Source organism: Streptomyces sp. NPDC054770 (genome assembly GCF_053611985.1).
Genome location: NZ_JBSHBL010000001.1, coordinates 478,335 through 494,515 on the forward strand (window position 1 = coordinate 478,335; position 16,181 = coordinate 494,515).

Here is a 16,181-nt window from a genome sequence, read left to right on the forward strand (position 1 = left end):
CCCGCCCCCGCCGGGAAGGAGGTGGTGGCCCCGTGGTCCAGCCCCTGCTGGCACTGCACGGTGTCTCCAAACGCTTCGCCGCCGTCCAGGCGCTGGTGGACGTCGACCTGGAGATCCGGGCCGGGGAGGTGGTCGCCCTGGTCGGCGGCAACGCGGCCGGCAAGTCCACACTGGTGAAGGTGATCTCGGGGGCCGGTCCCCCGGACCGGGGCGTCATCGCGTGGGAGGGCCGCCCCGTCCAGATCAGACGCGCCCACGACGCCCGGGCCCTCGGCATCGCGACCGTCTACCAGGACCTCGCGATGTGTGGGAACCTCGACGTCGTCGGCAACCTCTTCCTCGGCCGGGAGATCCACCGGTACGGCATCCTCGACGAGGTCGAGATGGAGCGCCGCGCCCGTGAGCTGTTGCGGACGCTGCCCATCGACATCCCCGACGTGCGGGCACCGCTCGCCACCCTCTCCGGCGGCCAGCGGCAGGTGGTGGCGATCACCCGGTCCTTCCTGAGCGCGCCCCGGCTGCTCCTCCTGGACGAACCCACCGCGTCCCTGGGCATCGAACAGACCAACCAGCTCCTGGACCTCGTCGAGGAGCTCCGCGACCGGGGCACCGGGATCCTCCTCATCAGCCACAACATGGGGGACATCAAGGCCGTCGCCGACCGGGTCGCCGTACTGCGCCTCGGCCGCAACAACGGCCTGTTCGACGTGGGCACCACCTCCCAGGAGCAGATCATCGCCTCCGTCACGGGCGCGGCGGACCACTCCGGGCGGCACCGCCCCTCCGCCGACCCCGGGGAGAGATGGTCGTGAGGGCGCCCGCCACCGCGCGCCGCCGGCTGCACGAGGGGGGCCTGGGCCCCGCGCCGGTGCTGCTCGCCCTCGCCGTGATCTGGGTGGTGTTCCAGTGCCTCAACGCGAACTTCCTCTCGCCGCGCAACCTGTCCGTGCTCAGCGTGGACATCGTCGGGACCGGGATGATCGCCGTCGGGGTCGTCTTCGTGCTGCTGATCGGCGAGATCGACCTGTCGGTGGGCTCGCTGGCCGGCCTGTCGGGCGCCCTGTTCGCGGCGCTGAACGTGAGCCACGGGATGCCGGAGTGGCTCGCCGTGCTGGTCGCGGTCGCCGCGGGCGCGGGCGCGGGGGCCTTCCACGGGTTCGTGTTCACCAAGACCGGCGTGCCCGCGTTCGTCGTGACCCTCGCGGGACTGCTGACCTGGAACGGCCTGATGCTCTACCTGCTGGGCCCGGAAGGGTCGATCAACTTCAGCGGGGACGGCCTGGTCGCCATGCTCACCGGCCGCTACTTCGCCGCCGCCGTCGCCACCTACGGCCTGGCGGCGCTGGGCACGGCGGCCTACCTCGCCGTCTCCTTCCACGACCGCGGACGCCGCACCGCCGCCGGCATGCCGAGCCGCCCGGCGGCCGAGATCTGGGTACGCACCGCCCTGCTCGCCGTCACCGCCTTCGCCGCCGCGTACGTCCTGGACCGCTTCGAGGGCCTGCCCCTCGCCCTCCTGATCTTCCTCGCCGTCCTCGTCGCCTCCGACCTCCTGCTGCGCCGCACGGCCTGCGGCCGGGAGGTCCTCGCCCTGGGCGGCGGCGCCGAGGCGGCCCTGCGGGCGGGCGTCGAGGTGGCCCGGGTACGGGTCGCCGTCTTCCTCGTCTCGGGCGCGCTGGCCGCGGTCGGCGGCCTGTTCGTGGCCTCCCGGCTGACGGCGGCGACCACGGTGCCGGGCTCGGGCATGCTGCTGATCAACGCCATCGCCGCCGCCGTCATCGGCGGCACCAGCCTCTTCGGCGGCCGCGGCTCGACCTGGTCGGCGCTGCTCGGCGTGCTCATCATCCAGTCGATCGCCTCGGGCATGGCCCTGCTGGGGGTCCAGCCCGCGGTCCAGTTCATGATCACCGGCGGGGTGCTGCTGATCGCGGTGGTCTTCGACGCCCTGGCCCGCCGGGCGGCAGCGGGACGGGCGCGCGTCTAGGCGTCCGGGGTGTGCGCCGCGGTGGGGCGTCGGCAAAGCCGCGGACGCCGGTTGAGCGGTGGAGCCGCGGCCGGCGGTTGAGCGGTGGAGCCGCGGCCGGCGGTTGAGCGGAGCACGGCATGGCGGGATCCTGGGAGACGGGGCGAGGTACCCGCACGTCCGGAGGCACCATGGAGGGACGCGTACCGGAGGACCTGGCGGTCGTCGTCGACGCCGACGGGGCCGTCCTGGTGTGGAGTGCGGGTGCCCGGCGGCTGCTCGGGTACGAGCCCGTCGAGATCGTCGGCCGCTCCACCCGGCAGCTGCTGGCCGCCGACCTGCCCGTGTCCGCGCGCCGGCACCTCGCCGACGGCCGGCGGTGGTCCACCGAGGTGGCGCTGCGGCATCGCAACGGCGACCGGGTCGTCGTACACCTCCAGGGAGCCCCGCTGGACATCGGCACCGGCCGGCCGCTGTGGCTGGTGACCGGTGCCGTACGGGTGCCCCTGTCCGGACACGGCCAGCTCGGGGCGGGCGCTCTGTGGGACCTCACCCTCGCCCAGCTGCCGATGCCGGTGGCGATCTACGACCGGGAGGCCCGGCTCGTCGCCGCCAACGAGAGCATGACCCGGATCATGGGGCGGACCGTCGCCGAGATGCGGGGCCTGACCCTGTGGGAGATCGAACCCAGCTGGCCCTTCGACGAGTACGACCGCCTCCAGCGGCAGGCCCTGCGCACCGGGCGGACGGTCTTCCACGAACAGCACGGCCAGGCCCCCGGCGAGACCCGGGAGCACTCCTGGTCGATGTACTTCTCCCCGCTGAAGGACGAGAACGCCGCGGTGCAGGGCCTGTCCGCGGTCGTCTTCGACACCACGGAGCAGTACTGGGCCCGCCGCCATCTGGCCGTCCTCAACGACGCCAGCATGCGCATCGGCACCACCCTGGACGTGACCCGCACCGCCGAGGAACTGGCCGAGGTGGCCGTCTCCGGCTTCGCGGACTTCGTCACCGTCGACCTGCTGGAGTCCGTCGACCTCGGCGACGAGCCCGGGCCGCTGAGACCGGGCGAGCCGGTCGCCGTCCGCCGCACGGCACAGCGGTCGGTGCTGGCCGGCTGCCCGGAGTCGGTGGCCGACCCCGGCGACGCGTTCCGCTACCCGGTGGACACGCCCCCGATGTGCACCCTGCTGGCCGGCCACGGCACCCGCCACCGGCCCGGCGACCCCGGCATGCAGGAGTGGCTCAGGACCTCCCAGGCCCGCGCCGACTCCATCGCCCGGCACCTGATCCACTCGGTGCTGATGGTCCCGCTGCGGGCCCGCGGCGTCACCCTCGGCCTGGTCCACTTCCTCCGGCACCGCACCCCCGAGTCCTTCACCGAGGACGACCAGCGGCTCGCCGAGGAGATCGTCGCCAGGGCCGCGGTGAGCGTGGACAACGCCCGCCGCTACACCCGCGAGCGCCGCACCGCCCTCGCCCTGCAACGCAGCCTGCTCCCCGGCCGGCCGCCGGGCCTGGCGGCCACGGAGGTGGCCTACCGCTACCTGCCCACCGGGTCCGGCGCCGACGTCGGCGGCGACTGGTTCGACGTGATCCCGCTCTCCGGCGCCCGGGTCGCCCTGGTCGTCGGCGACGTCGTAGGCCACGGCATCCGCGCCTCGGCCACGATGGGCCGCCTGCGTACGGCGGTACGGACGCTGGCGGACGTCGATCTCGCCCCCGACGAACTCCTCACCCAGCTGGACGACCTGGTCATCCGGCTCGACCGCGAGGAGGGCCCGGAGGTGTCCGGCCGGGCGGAGGCCGCATCGTCCGGCGAGGTCGGCGCGACCTGCCTGTACGCCGTGTACGACCCGGTGACCCGCTGCTGCACCATGGCCCGCGCCGGCCATCCGCCGCCGGCCCTGGTCACCCCCGACGGCGACGTCCGCTTCCTCGACCTCCCGGCCGGCCCGCCGCTCGGCCTCGGCGGCCTGCCCTTCGAGTCCACCGAGGTGGAACTGGCGGAAGGCAGCCTGCTCGCCCTCTACACCGACGGCCTGGTGGAGACCGCCGACCACGACATCGAGGTGGGCCTCGGCCTGCTCCGCCGGGCCCTGGCCACCCCGGCCGCACCCCTGGAGCAGACCTGCGACCACGTCCTGCGCACGGTCCTGACCGACCGCCCGGCCGACGACATCGTCCTCCTGCTCGCCCGCACCCGTGCCCTGGACACCGCGCAGGTCCGCACCTGGCAGCTCCCCCGGCACCCGGCCGCCGTCGCCGGGGCCCGCAAGATGGCCTGCGAGCAGCTGGAGGCCTGGGGGCTGACGGACACCGTCTTCGCCACCGAACTGATCGTCAGCGAACTGGTCACGAACGCGGTCCGCTACGGCGCCGGCCCGATCGCCCTCCGCCTGATCCGCGACGCCTCCCTCATCTGCGAGGTCTCCGACGGCAGCAACACCGCCCCCCACCTGCGCCGGGCCCGCGTCTACGACGAGGGCGGCCGGGGTCTGCTCCTGGTCGCCCAGATCTCGGAACGCTGGGGCAGCCGCCAGACCCCGACCGGCAAGACGATCTGGGCGGAGCAGCTCCTGCCCACCTGACCCACCCGTGGCCTACCGGGTGAGCGGCCGGTCCCGCCGCAGTGTGTCGGTCACGGCGGACACCACGGCGGAGGCGACGAAACTCCCCACCATGACCAGCACCACCCCGACCATGAACAGCCCGCTGGCGTCGCCCGACCAGTCGACGTAGGCGGCGAGGGTCAGCCCCGCGGTCGTACCGCCCACGGCTGCCGTGCTGTGTCCCCGGGCCGCCGCCCAGCAGACGGGCACGAGCAGGGTGAGCACCAGCCCGACGACCTGCCAGACCGCGTAGGGCCCGCTGGTCGACCCGTCGGGCCGCACGTCGTACCCCTGGTCCCAGCCCAGCCAGGCGGCCCAGGCCGCCACCGACACGCCGGCGAGCACGCACGCCGGTACCGACGCCCGGAACACGGGCTTGTGAAGTCGCATGACCCCAGGGTTCCGGCCGGGCCGGCCACCGGACAGAGTGCGCGTACTCAGATCGGCGGCCGGGCCCCTCGGGGCGACCTGAGTACGGGCCGGGGACCACCCGGCCGGGATGCCTGGCGTCAGCGGCGGCGCAGGGCCGGGTCGAGAAGGGCGGGCGGGGTGTCGTACTTCTCGTGTGCGGCCAGGTCGGTGCCGGGGGCGACGATCGCGTCGATCGCGTCCAGGACGTCGGCGGAGAGCACGGTGTCGGCGGCGGCGAGCTGGGAGCGCAGGTGCTCCGGGGTGCGGGGTCCTATGAGGGCGCTGGTGACGGCGGGGTGGGCGGTCACGAAGCCGAGGGCGAGCTGGATCAGGGTCAGTCCGGCCCCGTCGGCGACTGCGGCCAGCCGCTCCACGGCGTCGAGCCGGGCCTGGTTGGCCGGCAGGGTGAGGTCGAAGCGGTCGGGCAGCAGCCTGGCGCGGCTGGTGGTGATGTCCCGGTCCCTGCGCACGGCACCGGACAGCCAGCCGGAGGCCAGCGGGCTCCACGCCAGCACGCCCATCCCGTACTCCTCGGTCACCGGCAGGACATGGGACTCGACGCCCCGCTGGAGGATGGAATAGCTGGGCTGTTCGGTGACGTACCGGCTCAGGTGGTGCTCGCGGGCGGCCCACTGGCCCTGCACGATCCGGTACGCCGGGTAGGTCGAGGAGCCGAAGTGGCGGATCTTTCCCGCGCGTTGCAGATCGGTCAGCGCCGACAGGGTCTCCTCGTCGCTCGTGGCCGGGTCCCAGCGGTGTATCTGGTAGAGGTCGACGTGGTCGACACCGAGCCGCCGCAGGCTGTTCTCCAGCTCGGTGACCAGCCAGCGGCGCGAGCCGCCCCGGTGATTGCGCTCGTCCCCCATCGGCATGCCGGCCTTGGTGGCCAGCACGATGTCGTCGCGGCGGCCGGCGATCGCCTCGCCGACCATCTCCTCCGACTCGCCCTGCCCGTACATGTCGGCCGTGTCGATCAGATTGATCCCGGCGTCCAGGGCGGCGTCGACGATCGCGGTCGCCTCCTCCTGCGTGGTCCGCCCGATCGCCCCGAAATTCATCGCGCCGAGCCCGAGCGCGCTGACCTGCACGCCGGTCCGGCCCAAGGTGCGGTACTGCATGGCTGAGTCTCCTCACATGTCAACATGTCACACGACACAAGCGGGACGATGTCCCGTTTCGCGTCTACGACGATACGGAACGCTGTCCCGTTTCACAACGCCCCGATAGGGTGACGGCCGGAGGGAGCGCAACGGCAAGGGAGCGCAACGGCAAGGGAGCGCAACGATGAGGGATCGCGACCATGAAGGATGAGGAGCGGCCGGCCCGGCCCCGCCGGGCGGACGCCCGGCGCAACGAGATGACGTTGCTGGAGGCGGCCGCGGCGGCGTTCGTCGCGGCCGGCGTGGAGGCGCCGGTGCGCGACATCGCGGCCCGGGCGGGCGTCGGCACGGCGACCATCTACCGGCACTTCCCGACCCGCGCCGACCTGATCATCGCGGTCTACCGGCACCAGGTGGAGGCCTGCGCGGAGGCCGGTCCGACCCTGCTGACCACCGCCCCGACCCGGTACGACGCGCTGCGCGAGTGGATCGGCCTCTTCGTGGACTTCCTGGCCACCAAGCACGGCCTCGCCGCCGCCCTGCACTCCGACCAGGCGGGCTTCGACACCCTCCACGCCTACTTCCTGGACCGCCTCGTCCCCGTCTGCACCCAGCTCCTCGACGCGGCCGCCGAGGCCGGCGAGATCCACACCCCCCTGACGGCGTACGAGCTGATGCGCGGCGTCGGCAACCTCTGCATCGGCGCGGAGAACGACCCCCGCTACGACGCCCGGCGCCTGGTCGGCCTTCTCGTCAGCGGGTTGCGGTGACGGGACCGGAATCGGGACGCGCCCGCGGGGTCTAGTTCCGGCCGGGGGGCGTTGAAGGTGATTCCGGAGAAGTCACGCCCCTGGACGACCGGGCCGCTCTGGGTTCCGCCGCTCACGGTGTTGGCGGTGTCCCCGTCACCGGTGCGTACCACCTGGGCCTGCTGGTGCCACTGTGCCAGCTCCGTCCGGAAGGCGGCGTCGCGCTCGCACCAGGTCGTGGGGCGCCTCGGACAGGGAGGCGAGTTCCAGTTCACCGGTCTCAGGCTCCGGCGCTCCGAGGGGCCTTCAGGGGTACGACGGCAGCGTCGGCAGCGCGGTGTACCCCCGAGCTTGTCGAGGTCGAGGTCGAGGTCAAGATCAAGGTCGAGGTCGAGGTCCGGGGCGAGGAGCCTGCGGTGCCGTGACCTGCGGTCACGCGGTCCGCTCGGCTGCGGCTGCGGCTCCGGTGAACATGGTGATCAGGCCGTGGGGGGAGTCGTCGCCGAACATGCGCTCGTGGAGGTCGGCGGCGTCGGCGGCCTCCGCGGCGCTGCGCGCGAACATGGCCCGCTCGTACGCGGTGAGCGCGGCCTCGGTGTCGTCGGGGCGGGCGGCGAGCGCCTTGCCGAGTTCGGCGCCGTCGAACATCGCCAGGTTGGCGCCTTCGCCGTTCGGGATCATGAGGTGGGCCGCGTCGCCGAGCAGGGTCACCCCCGGCACCCGGTCCCACCGGTGCTCGGCGGGCAGGGTGTGCAGCGGGCGCAGCGCCGGAGCGGTGTCGGCGTCGGTGATCAGCGCGGTGAGCTCGGGCGCCCAGCCGGCGAACTCCGCCGCTGTCCGCGCGGCGGCCGCAGTGGCCGCGGCGGGATCGGCGGGATCGGAGAAACCGGCGTCGGCGAACCACTCCTGCGGCCTGCGCAGCGCCACGTAGGTGTGCAGGGTCCCGCCGGTCTCCCGGTGGGCCTGGATCCCCTTCCCCGGTGCGAGCGCGAACATCGCCCCGCCGCCGACCGCCTTCGCGGCGGCCGGGTGCCGGGTGTCGGCGTCGAACAGATAGGTCTCGACGAACGAGGTGCCGGTGTACTCGGGCACGGCGGCGGACAGCAACGGCCGCACCCGGGACCACGCGCCGTCCGCGCCGACCAGCAGGCTCGTGGTGACGGCGGTGCCGTCGGCGAACGTCACCTCGTGGCGACCCTCGCCGAGGGCGCGGACGCCGCTGACCTTGTGGCCCCACCGGACGGTGCCGACCGGAAGCGATTCGAGCAGGATCCGGCGCAGCTCGCCGCGCAGCACCTCGGGGCGGCCTCCCGTGCCGTCATCGGCCTCTTCGAGCAGAACGGTCCCGTCGGCGGCGAGGGCCCGGGTCGCCTGGCGCCCCTCCAGGACGAGGGCGCGGAACTCCTCGTACAGGCCTGCCTCCCGGAGTGCCGGCTGGCCGTTGTGCTCGTGGATGTCGAGCATCCCGCCCTGTGCGCGGGCCGTCGCGGAGGCCTCCGCCTCGTAGACGGCAGCCGGGATGCCGTGGACGTGCAGGACGCGGGCGAGCGTAAGGCCGCCGAGTCCGGCTCCGATGATCGTGACGGGCGTGCGCATGGGGACTCCTCGGAAAGTGGCGGGGCCGGACTCGTGGAGCCGGCACTCTGGAACGGCATTCCAGTATGGAACGCCGTTCCATGTTGGAACGACGCTCCAGTCATGTCAAGATGGCGCCATGGCAACGCGGACGCGCCGGTCACAGCGGCGTACGGAGGCGCTCTCCCGCGAGCGCATCGTCGAAGCCGCCGTCGAACTGCTCGACACGGCCGGCGAGAGCGGGCTGACGTTCCGGGCACTGACCGAACGCCTCGCCACCGGACCCGGGGCGATCTACTGGCACGTGGCGAACAAGGACGAGCTGCTCGGCGCGGCCACGGACGCGGTCGTCGCCGCCGCGGTCGCCATCGGGCCCACCGCCCTGACCACCGAGTCCGCAGCCGAAGCAGCCCAGGCCACCGGGGCCACTACCGAAGCCATCGAGTCCGTCGCCGAAACCCCGCAACCGCCGCCGGAGGAGCTCCAGACCCTCCCGGCCTCGCCGCAGGACGGGATCCGGGTCGTGGCGCTCGGGCTGTTCGACGCGATCGTGCGGCATCCGTGGCTCGCGACGCAGCTCGCCGTGCAGCTCTCCCGCAGCCCCTGGGGGACCGTGACGCCGCGGATCTTCGAAAGCATCGGCCGGCGGGTCCGCGCCCTCGACGTGCCCGAGAGCAGCTGGTTCACGGTGACCTCCGCCCTGGTGCACTACATCCTCGGCGCCGCCGGCCAGAACGCCGTGAACAGCGCGAGCGCCCGCGCCCTCACCCCCGGCGTGGACCGCGCCGAGTTCCTCGACACCGTGTCGACGGCGTGGCAGGAACTCGACCCCGACGCGTACCCGTTCACCCGGGCCGTCGCGGACCAGATACGCGGGCACGACGACCGCGAGCAGTTCCTCGCCGGCATCGATCTCGTCCTCGCCGGCATCACCGCCACCCACCACCGGCAGGACCGCCCGGCCCGCGCCCGCGTCCAGGAATAGCCGCCGCTCCGGCCCACGTTGCCGTGACCATGACGACGACAGCGCCACGACCCGAGATCCTGCGCTACACCGCCTTCTCCGGCTCCCCCGAGGGCGGCAACCCCGCCGGCGTCGTGCTGGACGCCACCGGACTGGACGACGGCGACATGCTCGCCATCGCCGCCGAGCTCGGCTACTCGGAGTCCGCGTTCCTGACCGCGCCCCCGGCAGGTCTCGGCGGCCAGGACGGACGGGCGTACACCATCCGTTACTTCAGCCCCAAGGCCGAGGTGTCGTTCTGCGGGCACGCCACCATCGCGACCGCCGTCGCGCTCGCCGAGCGGACCGGCCCCGGGGAGCTGGTGTTCGCGACGCCCGCCGGAACCGTGCCGGTGGCGGTGACGGAGGAGGGCGGGGCGGTCCGGGCCACGCTCACCAGCGTCGAACCGCACACCGAGGAGATCACCGGCGCCGACCTCGCGGAGGCGCTCGCCGCGCTCGACTGGCCGGCCGCCGATCTCGACCCGGCCTTCCCGCCCCGCATCGCGTTCGCCGGGGCCCGCCATCTCGTGCTCGCGGCGGCGACCCGCGCCCGCCTCGCGGACCTCGCCTACGACTTCGCGCGCCTCGAAGCGCTGATGCACCGCCTGGACCTGACCACGGTCCAGCTGGTGTGGCGGGAGTCGGCCACCGTCTTCCACGTCCGTGACCCCTTCCCGGTCGGCGGGGTCGTCGAGGACCCGGCGACCGGCGCCGCGGCCGCCGCGTTCGGCGCCTACGCCCGGGAGCTCGGCCTGGTCCCCGAGGACGCCGTCCTCACCCTCCACCAGGGCGACGACCTGGGCCGCCCCGGCGAACTCACGGTGACCCTGCGCGCGGGCGACCCGCGCGTCCACGTCGGCGGCACCGGAGCCCGCATCGCGTGAACCACCGGCCCCCGAGCACGGCGGTGCCACGGATATTCCGTGGCACCGCCGCCGGTCCCGGGCGGAGACTCGCCGCATGACGGAGACGGCGGACACGACGGATACGGCGGATACGGCGGACACGGCAGACGCCTCGGGCACACCCCGCACAACCCGCACACCGGACATGGCGGCCTTCCTGGAGGCCGTCGGCGCATGGGCCCGCGGCGGTCCCGAGGCGTCCGCGCGGGAACTCGCCGGCCACCTCGGCGTCCGGGTCGCCGTGCTGCTCGAAGGCCCCAGTGACCTCGCGGCCGTCGAGGCGCTGGCCGCCCGGCGCGGCCGGGACCTGGCGGCCGAAGGGGTCTGCGTGGTGTCGATGGGCGGGGCGATGAACGTCGGCCGTTTCGCCCGCCTCCTCGGACCGCCCGGCCTCGGCCTGCGCCTGACCGGGCTCTGTGACGAGCGCGAACGCCCCTACTACAGCCGCGGCCTGGAGCGGGCCGGTGTCGCCCAGGACGACGGCGTCTTCGTCTGCGTGGCCGACCTGGAGGACGAGCTGATCCGCGCCCTCGGTCCGACCCGGGTCGCCGAACTCGCCGACGCCGAGGGCGACCACCGCCCCCTGCGCACCTTCCTGAACCAGCCCGCCCAGCGGGGCCGCACCGCGCAGCAGCAGCTCCGCCGCTTCCTCGGTACGACATCCGGCCGCAAGATCCATTACGGCCGGGTACTCGTCGAGGCCCTGGACCCCGCCCGGGTACCCGCACCGCTCGACGCCCTGCTCACGGCTCTCTGAGCCCCTGGACCTACTCGCCACCCAGCTTCAAGGCGCCCGCCAGCTCCCGGTACAGCGGCAGCGGGTCGGTGCCGGCGGTGTGCAGTACCTGGAGCGCCACGTGGTCGGCGCCAGCGTCCAGATGGGCCCGGACGCCTTCCGCCACCCGGGCCGGGTCGCCGTGCACGATCAGCGCGTCGAAGAGGCGGTCGCTGCCGCCGTCCGCGAAGTCGGGGTCGTCGAAGCCGAGGCGGCGCAGGTTGCCGACGTAGTTGGTCAGGCCCAGGTAGCGGCCGAGCGTGACGTCACCGATCGCGCGGGCCTTGGCGGGGTCCGTCTCCAGGACCACCTTCTGCTCGGGGGCGAGCAGGGGGCCGGCCCCGAGGAGGTCGCGGGCCCGGCGGGTGTGCTCGGGGGTGACGAGGTAGGGGTGCGCGGCCGCCGTACGGTCGCCGGCCAGGCGCAGGACGCGGGGGCCGAGGGCGGCCAGCGCCCGGCGGGCGACCGGGACACCGCCCGTGTCGAGGACGTCCAGGTAGTCGTTGAGGGCCTCGTACGGCCGTACGAACTCCTTCGTCGCCTCCGGGTGCCCCGCGCCGATGCCCAGCAGGAAGCGGTCCGGGTGGCGTTCGGCGATGCGCCGGTAGGAGCGGGCGATCCGGTCGGCCGGGTTGGACCAGATGTTCACGATGCCGGTGGCCACCACCAGGCGGTCCGTGGCGTCCAGCAACCGCTCGGCCTCGGTCAGGTCCGGGTCGGTCACGTTGCCGAGCCAGAGGGTGCCGTAGCCCAGGCCTTCCAGCGCGACGGCCAGTTCGGGCTCGGTCCGGTCGTGGCGCCACACACCGAAGGCGCCGAGGTCGATCTTGCGCGGGATCTCATCCATGACCGCGGCAACCGAGGGGCCGCGACCCCTATTCCGATCGCCGTCGAAATACTCCGTCCGGGCACCCCTTCCGGACGGCCCCTCCGGACGGCCCCTCCGGACAGGCCCTCCGGACGGCCCCTCCGAATACCCGTCCGAGACCCTCCACTTGATCACACCCATGAATCAAATTTACATACATGACTGTTGACGCATCCACGTCACCCTCCTACCTTCGCAGGGAAAGCGCTTTCCGCAAGGTCCCGCACGGAGACGAACGGAGACGAACGATGCACGTGAGACCAGTCATCGCGGCCGTCGGCCTGCTCGCCGGCACGCTCGTCGCACTGTCCGGCGGCCCCGCGCAGGCCGCGTCCACGGTGCTGTACGTGTCGCCCGGCGGCACCGACAGCGCGGCCGGCACCCAGTCGGCGCCGACCACGCTCACCTCGGCGATCAGCCGTATCGCGGCCGGCGGCACGATCTACCTGCGCGGCGGGACGTACGCCTACTCCGCCACCGTGACCATCCCGGCCGGCGCCAACGGCACCGCCGGCGCGCTCACCACCCTCTCCGCCTACCCGGGCGAGAAACCGGTCCTCGACTTCTCGGCACAGAGCGAGAGTTCGTCGAACCGGGGCATCCAGCTGTACGCGAACTACTGGCACCTGTACGGCCTCACGGTCGAGCACGCGGGCGACAACGGCATCTACGTGGGCGGCAGCAACAACGTCGTCGAGCGCGCCGTGACCGCGTACAACCGCGACACGGGACTCCAGCTCGGCCGGATCTCCTCCAGCACGCCCAGCAGCCAGTGGCCGGCCGACAACCTCGTGGTGAGTTCCGAGTCGCACGACAACGCCGACAGCGACGGCGAGGACGCCGACGGCTTCGCGTCCAAGCTGACCACCGGCACCGGGAACGTCTTCCGGTACGACGTCTCGCACAACAACATCGACGACGGCTGGGACCTGTACACGAAGACCGACACCGGCGCGATCGGCCCGGTCACCATCGAGTACTCGCTCTCCTACGGCAACGGCACGCTGAGCGACGGCAGTCAGAGCGGGGACGGCGACCGCAACGGCTACAAGCTCGGCGGCGACGACATCGCCGTCAACCACGTGGTGCAGCACGACATCGCCTACGGCAACGGGCACCACGGGTTCACCTACAACAGCAACCCCGGCACGATGACCGTCTCGAACAACGTCGGCATCGACAACGCCGAGCGCAACTTCTCCTTCGACACGGGCACTTCGGTGTTCCGGACCAACACCTCGTGCCGGTTCGCCGTCGCCGGCTCCAACGACAAGACGGTCGGCGACGCCGACAGCTCCAACCAGTTCTGGACGGGCACCAACGGCTCCCGGTGCGCCGCCTACTCGGGCACCCTCGGCTGGTCCTTCGCCTCCTCCGGCAAGCTGAACGTCACCTTCGGCGGGTCGGTCGTGAACCCGTAGCCCCCGGCACGCGATTCGGCCCGGGTGTCCACAGGGTGTGGACACCCGGGCCGAGCGGGTGGTGCGCGGGGCTCAGTTCCGTACCGTCAGGTACAGCCAGCCGCCCCAGGTGTCCGCGTTGCTCGTGTCCTTGGAGCTGTGGACGTACTCCGTCCGCGCCCGGAACCGCTGGTTCACCGCGTGGGTGAGGATCAGGTGGGTCACACCGGTGCTGTTCGGGTCCATGGAGAAGCAGGAGGACGTGCCGATGGTGTGCCAAGCGCCGCTGTAGTACTCCTGGGCCTGGAACTTCATGCACTGCCCGGACTTGCCCGGGGTCACCGTGCCGACCACCTGCGGCTGCACGGTGTGGTGGTAGACGCGGTAGGTGACCCCGCTGTAGGTGGTGCTGGTGTAGTAACTGCCCAGCCTCTCCGCGATCTTGACCTGGGCGGCGGCGGAGTGCGTGGCCGTGGCGGGGGCGAAGCGGTAGTCGCCCGCGAAGGACGCCGTGAAGGCGGTGCTGTGCGTGAGCTTGTACGTCGCCTTCAGGTTGCCCTTGCTGTCGACCGTGCCGGTCTTCAGGAGCGTCTTCCTGCCGCCCGCCGGGGTCGCGTAGACCGAGACCGTACGGCCGTTGTACGTCGTGCCGAGGTGGGCGGTGACGGTCGCCGTGCCGTCGTACGCGTAGGTGGCCTTGTCGGTGGTGACGGTCACCGTCGACTTGGCGCGGGACACCTGGACGATCGCCGAGGCGGTGGCCGCCTGGTGCGCCGCGTCGCCGGGGTAGCTCACGGTGTAGGTGTCGGCGCCGCCGATGGTCGGGGTGTCCTTGACCGTGACGGTGCCGTCGGCCGCGACGGGTGCGGTCCAGGTCGCCGGGGTGGTGGTGTGGGCGGCGTCGGTGCGGGTGACGGTGACCGTCTCGCCCGCGGGGTAGGGCGCGTCACCGAGCTTGCCGGTGAAGGAGAGGGCCGCGGCGCGGGTGGCGGTGGCGGGGGCCTTCAGGGTGAGGGCCGGGGCGTAGGCGGAGACCGACAGGCTCGGGTCGTCGGCGCTCGGCTCGTGGGTGGCGTCACCCGCGTAGGAGAGGTGGTAGGTGAACCACCCGGCCGCCTGAGGCGCGTCGGTCACCGTGAACTCGTCGGTGGCCGGGTCGACGGTCACCGAGGGAAGCTGGACCGTCTCGTGGGTGTCCTCGTCGATGCGGGACACGTCGATCGTGGTGCCCTGCGGGAAGCTGCCGAAGCCCAGTTCGGCGGTGAGCGTGCCCTTGATGACGACCGAGTGCGGGCTCGCCGAGTCGATCTCCGGGGCCTCGACGGTCGTGGGCAGCCGCGCCACGTACACCTTCAGGTCCGCCGTCGCGGGACGGTGGGTGGTGTCTCCGGCGTACGACACCTGGTAGGTGTACGTGCCCGCGTCCGGCCGGGTGTCGCTGATGCCGAACGTGCCGTCGGCGCCGACCGTGGCATCCGGCAGGGGCACGCCGTCGCGGGTGACCTGGAGTGCGGCACCGGCCGGGAGGAGGCCCCGGGTGGCGAGGGTGCCGGTGAAGGTGAACTGCTGGGTGGGGACCGCGTACTGGGGCGGGTTCAGGGTGAGGGTGGTGTCGGTGAGCTTCGCGGCGCCGAGGACGTCGAGGGTGTAGGCACCGGAGGAGTCCTTGGTGACGGCGTAGAGGGTGGTGCCGTCGCCGCCCCACGTCAGGCCGTCCGGGGCGACGGTGGTGCCGGAGGGGAGGGTGACGTGGTTCTCGGCCAGGGCGGAGCCGACGTAGACGTAGAGGCCCGCGGTACTGGCCGAGGCGATCGTGCCGTCGGTGTCGATCGCGAGCGAGGCCGGGCCCACGCCACCGGTGTAGTAGGGGGCGGAGTTGCCGCTCAGCAGGTCCGAGGTGCGGTAGACCTCCAGGGCGGGCTGCTGGGCGGCGGCGAGCAGGACCTTGGCACCGTCGCCGGTGACCTGGAGCCCGGTCGCGGTGCCGCCGTAGACGTCCGTGTCGGCCTTGGCGGTCGCCGTGCCGGAGGAGACGTCGAAGGTCGCCACGTGGCTGAGGCTCCCCACCGGCTCCTCGGCGGCGAGCACTCCGCCGCCGGCCGCCAGCAGCGGCGGGACCGACCAGTGGGAGAGGGAGGGCGTGGACACCGTGCCGGACGCGTCGACGGAGCCGATCGCGCCCTTGCCGTCGGCCGTTTCGTAGCCGTACCAGACCTTGCCGCCCGCCACCGCGACGGAGCCGGGCGCGCTGCCGGTGCCGGTCGCGTAGCGGGCGGACTCGGTCAGGGTCGCGGTGTCGACGGCGGCGACCGCGTCGCCGTCGGCGAGGGCCGCGTAGAGGGTCGAGCCGTCGGCGGAGAGCGCGAGGCCCGTGGCGCCCTGCTCGTCCGTGATGGTGGTGACCGGGGTGCCGGACAGGTCGGTCACCAGGATGCCGTTCGAACCGGCGCCCTGGCTGAAGAAGAGGTGCTGGTGGGCGGGGTCGGCCACCATGTGCGCGTAGTGCGACAGCGGCAGTGACGCCGTGCTGTCGGCCCAGGCGGCGGGGCCGGTGAGGCCGACGGTGGCGGTGGTCAGCCCGGCGACGACGGATATCGCCGCCGAGAGCGAGACCTGCTTGAGACGCATGGAGCTCCGGGGAACAGGGTGATCAGTATGTGGGGTGGCTGTGCGGACCATAACCGGGCCCGGTGGCCGAATCATTGTCTGAAAACCTGATCTTCATCAGGATCTGGCAAAGACTCGGCCCCGCGGCCTGCGGCGCGGTGGGCGACGCGGTCGTGGCGGAGTCCGGTGAACCCCCGGAGCCGGTGCGCG

The 16,181-nt window shown here is 73.0% G+C and carries 13 protein-coding genes; 8 read left to right on the top strand and 5 right to left on the bottom strand.

The genetic code is table 11. The features are described from left to right. Positions 1-32: 32 nt before the first annotated feature. From ACWGKQ_RS02100 to ACWGKQ_RS02110, 3 genes are all read left to right on the top strand, one after another. Entirely contained in the window at positions 33-812 is a 780-nt protein-coding gene (locus ACWGKQ_RS02100) for an ATP-binding cassette domain-containing protein (protein ID WP_453289919.1), read from the top strand. Further along, a complete protein-coding gene (locus ACWGKQ_RS02105; RefSeq protein WP_453289920.1) occupies positions 803-1,984 on the top strand; it encodes a sugar ABC transporter permease in 1,182 nt (393 codons plus the stop codon). The genes ACWGKQ_RS02100 and ACWGKQ_RS02105 overlap by 10 nt, the downstream gene beginning before the upstream one ends. 170 nt (positions 1,985-2,154) lie before the next feature. Beyond that, a complete protein-coding gene (locus ACWGKQ_RS02110; RefSeq protein ID WP_453289921.1) occupies positions 2,155-4,554 on the top strand; it encodes a SpoIIE family protein phosphatase in 2,400 nt (799 codons plus the stop codon). Between the two features lie 12 nt (positions 4,555-4,566). Here ACWGKQ_RS02110 and ACWGKQ_RS02115 read toward each other — a convergent pair whose 3' ends face one another. Continuing rightward, a complete protein-coding gene (locus tag ACWGKQ_RS02115) occupies positions 4,567-4,965 on the bottom strand; it encodes a hypothetical protein (RefSeq protein WP_453289922.1) in 399 nt (132 codons plus the stop codon). Positions 4,966-5,084: 119 nt separating this feature from the next. After that, positions 5,085-6,104, bottom strand: coding sequence for an aldo/keto reductase (locus ACWGKQ_RS02120; RefSeq protein WP_453289923.1), 1,020 nt, complete (start codon positions 6,102-6,104; stop codon positions 5,085-5,087). Between the two features lie 182 nt (positions 6,105-6,286). On the opposite strand from ACWGKQ_RS02120, the gene ACWGKQ_RS02125 reads away from it, so the two are divergent. Then, positions 6,287-6,856, top strand: a complete 570-nt coding sequence (locus tag ACWGKQ_RS02125) for a TetR/AcrR family transcriptional regulator (protein WP_453289924.1) — start codon at positions 6,287-6,289, stop codon at positions 6,854-6,856. Between the two features lie 411 nt (positions 6,857-7,267). On the opposite strand, the gene ACWGKQ_RS02130 is transcribed toward ACWGKQ_RS02125, so the two are convergent. Then, on the bottom strand, positions 7,268-8,431 hold the full coding sequence (locus tag ACWGKQ_RS02130; protein ID WP_453289925.1) for an FAD-dependent oxidoreductase: 1,164 nt from the start codon (positions 8,429-8,431) through the stop codon (positions 7,268-7,270). A 118-nt stretch (positions 8,432-8,549) separates the two neighbouring features. On the opposite strand from ACWGKQ_RS02130, the gene ACWGKQ_RS02135 reads away from it, so the two are divergent. The 3 genes from ACWGKQ_RS02135 to ACWGKQ_RS02145 all read left to right on the top strand — a co-directional run bounded on the left by ACWGKQ_RS02135 (position 8,550) and on the right by ACWGKQ_RS02145 (position 11,078). Then, positions 8,550-9,395, top strand: coding sequence for a TetR/AcrR family transcriptional regulator (locus ACWGKQ_RS02135; RefSeq protein ID WP_453289926.1), 846 nt, complete (start codon positions 8,550-8,552; stop codon positions 9,393-9,395). 29 nt (positions 9,396-9,424) lie between these two features. Then, positions 9,425-10,300 (top strand): PhzF family phenazine biosynthesis protein, encoded by an 876-nt coding sequence (locus tag ACWGKQ_RS02140; protein WP_453289927.1) that lies wholly within the window; start codon positions 9,425-9,427, stop codon positions 10,298-10,300. 166 nt (positions 10,301-10,466) lie between these two features. Further along, positions 10,467-11,078, top strand: a complete 612-nt coding sequence (locus tag ACWGKQ_RS02145; RefSeq protein ID WP_453290007.1) for a TOPRIM nucleotidyl transferase/hydrolase domain-containing protein — start codon at positions 10,467-10,469, stop codon at positions 11,076-11,078. A 10-nt stretch (positions 11,079-11,088) separates the two neighbouring features. Here the strand turns inward: ACWGKQ_RS02145 and ACWGKQ_RS02150 are convergent, their stop codons facing one another. Further along, positions 11,089-11,943 carry an LLM class F420-dependent oxidoreductase gene (locus ACWGKQ_RS02150; RefSeq protein ID WP_453289928.1) on the bottom strand — a complete coding sequence of 285 codons (855 nt, stop codon included), beginning with the start codon at positions 11,941-11,943 and terminating at the stop codon, positions 11,089-11,091. 269 nt (positions 11,944-12,212) lie between these two features. Between ACWGKQ_RS02150 and ACWGKQ_RS02155 the strand changes: the two genes are divergently transcribed. Beyond that, on the top strand, positions 12,213-13,385 hold the full coding sequence (locus ACWGKQ_RS02155) for a right-handed parallel beta-helix repeat-containing protein (RefSeq protein WP_453289929.1): 1,173 nt from the start codon (positions 12,213-12,215) through the stop codon (positions 13,383-13,385). A 72-nt stretch (positions 13,386-13,457) separates the two neighbouring features. Here ACWGKQ_RS02155 and ACWGKQ_RS02160 read toward each other — a convergent pair whose 3' ends face one another. Continuing rightward, positions 13,458-15,992, bottom strand: coding sequence for a hypothetical protein (locus tag ACWGKQ_RS02160; RefSeq protein ID WP_453289930.1), 2,535 nt, complete (start codon positions 15,990-15,992; stop codon positions 13,458-13,460). Positions 15,993-16,181 lie beyond the last annotated feature (189 nt).

Coding starts and splice junctions, on each gene's coding strand:
- ACWGKQ_RS02115 (WP_453289922.1), bottom strand. CDS start 4,965: ATGCGACTTCACAAGCCCGTGTTCCGGGCGTCGGTACCGGCGTGCGTG.
- ACWGKQ_RS02135 (WP_453289926.1), top strand. CDS start 8,550: ATGGCAACGCGGACGCGCCGGTCACAGCGGCGTACGGAGGCGCTCTCC.
- ACWGKQ_RS02120 (WP_453289923.1), bottom strand. CDS start 6,104: ATGCAGTACCGCACCTTGGGCCGGACCGGCGTGCAGGTCAGCGCGCTC.
- ACWGKQ_RS02140 (WP_453289927.1), top strand. CDS start 9,425: ATGACGACGACAGCGCCACGACCCGAGATCCTGCGCTACACCGCCTTC.
- ACWGKQ_RS02155 (WP_453289929.1), top strand. CDS start 12,213: ATGCACGTGAGACCAGTCATCGCGGCCGTCGGCCTGCTCGCCGGCACG.
- ACWGKQ_RS02105 (WP_453289920.1), top strand. CDS start 803: ATGGTCGTGAGGGCGCCCGCCACCGCGCGCCGCCGGCTGCACGAGGGG.
- ACWGKQ_RS02160 (WP_453289930.1), bottom strand. CDS start 15,992: ATGCGTCTCAAGCAGGTCTCGCTCTCGGCGGCGATATCCGTCGTCGCC.
- ACWGKQ_RS02130 (WP_453289925.1), bottom strand. CDS start 8,431: ATGCGCACGCCCGTCACGATCATCGGAGCCGGACTCGGCGGCCTTACG.
- ACWGKQ_RS02150 (WP_453289928.1), bottom strand. CDS start 11,943: ATGGATGAGATCCCGCGCAAGATCGACCTCGGCGCCTTCGGTGTGTGG.
- ACWGKQ_RS02145 (WP_453290007.1), top strand. CDS start 10,467: ATGGCGGCCTTCCTGGAGGCCGTCGGCGCATGGGCCCGCGGCGGTCCC.
- ACWGKQ_RS02125 (WP_453289924.1), top strand. CDS start 6,287: ATGAAGGATGAGGAGCGGCCGGCCCGGCCCCGCCGGGCGGACGCCCGG.
- ACWGKQ_RS02110 (WP_453289921.1), top strand. CDS start 2,155: ATGGAGGGACGCGTACCGGAGGACCTGGCGGTCGTCGTCGACGCCGAC.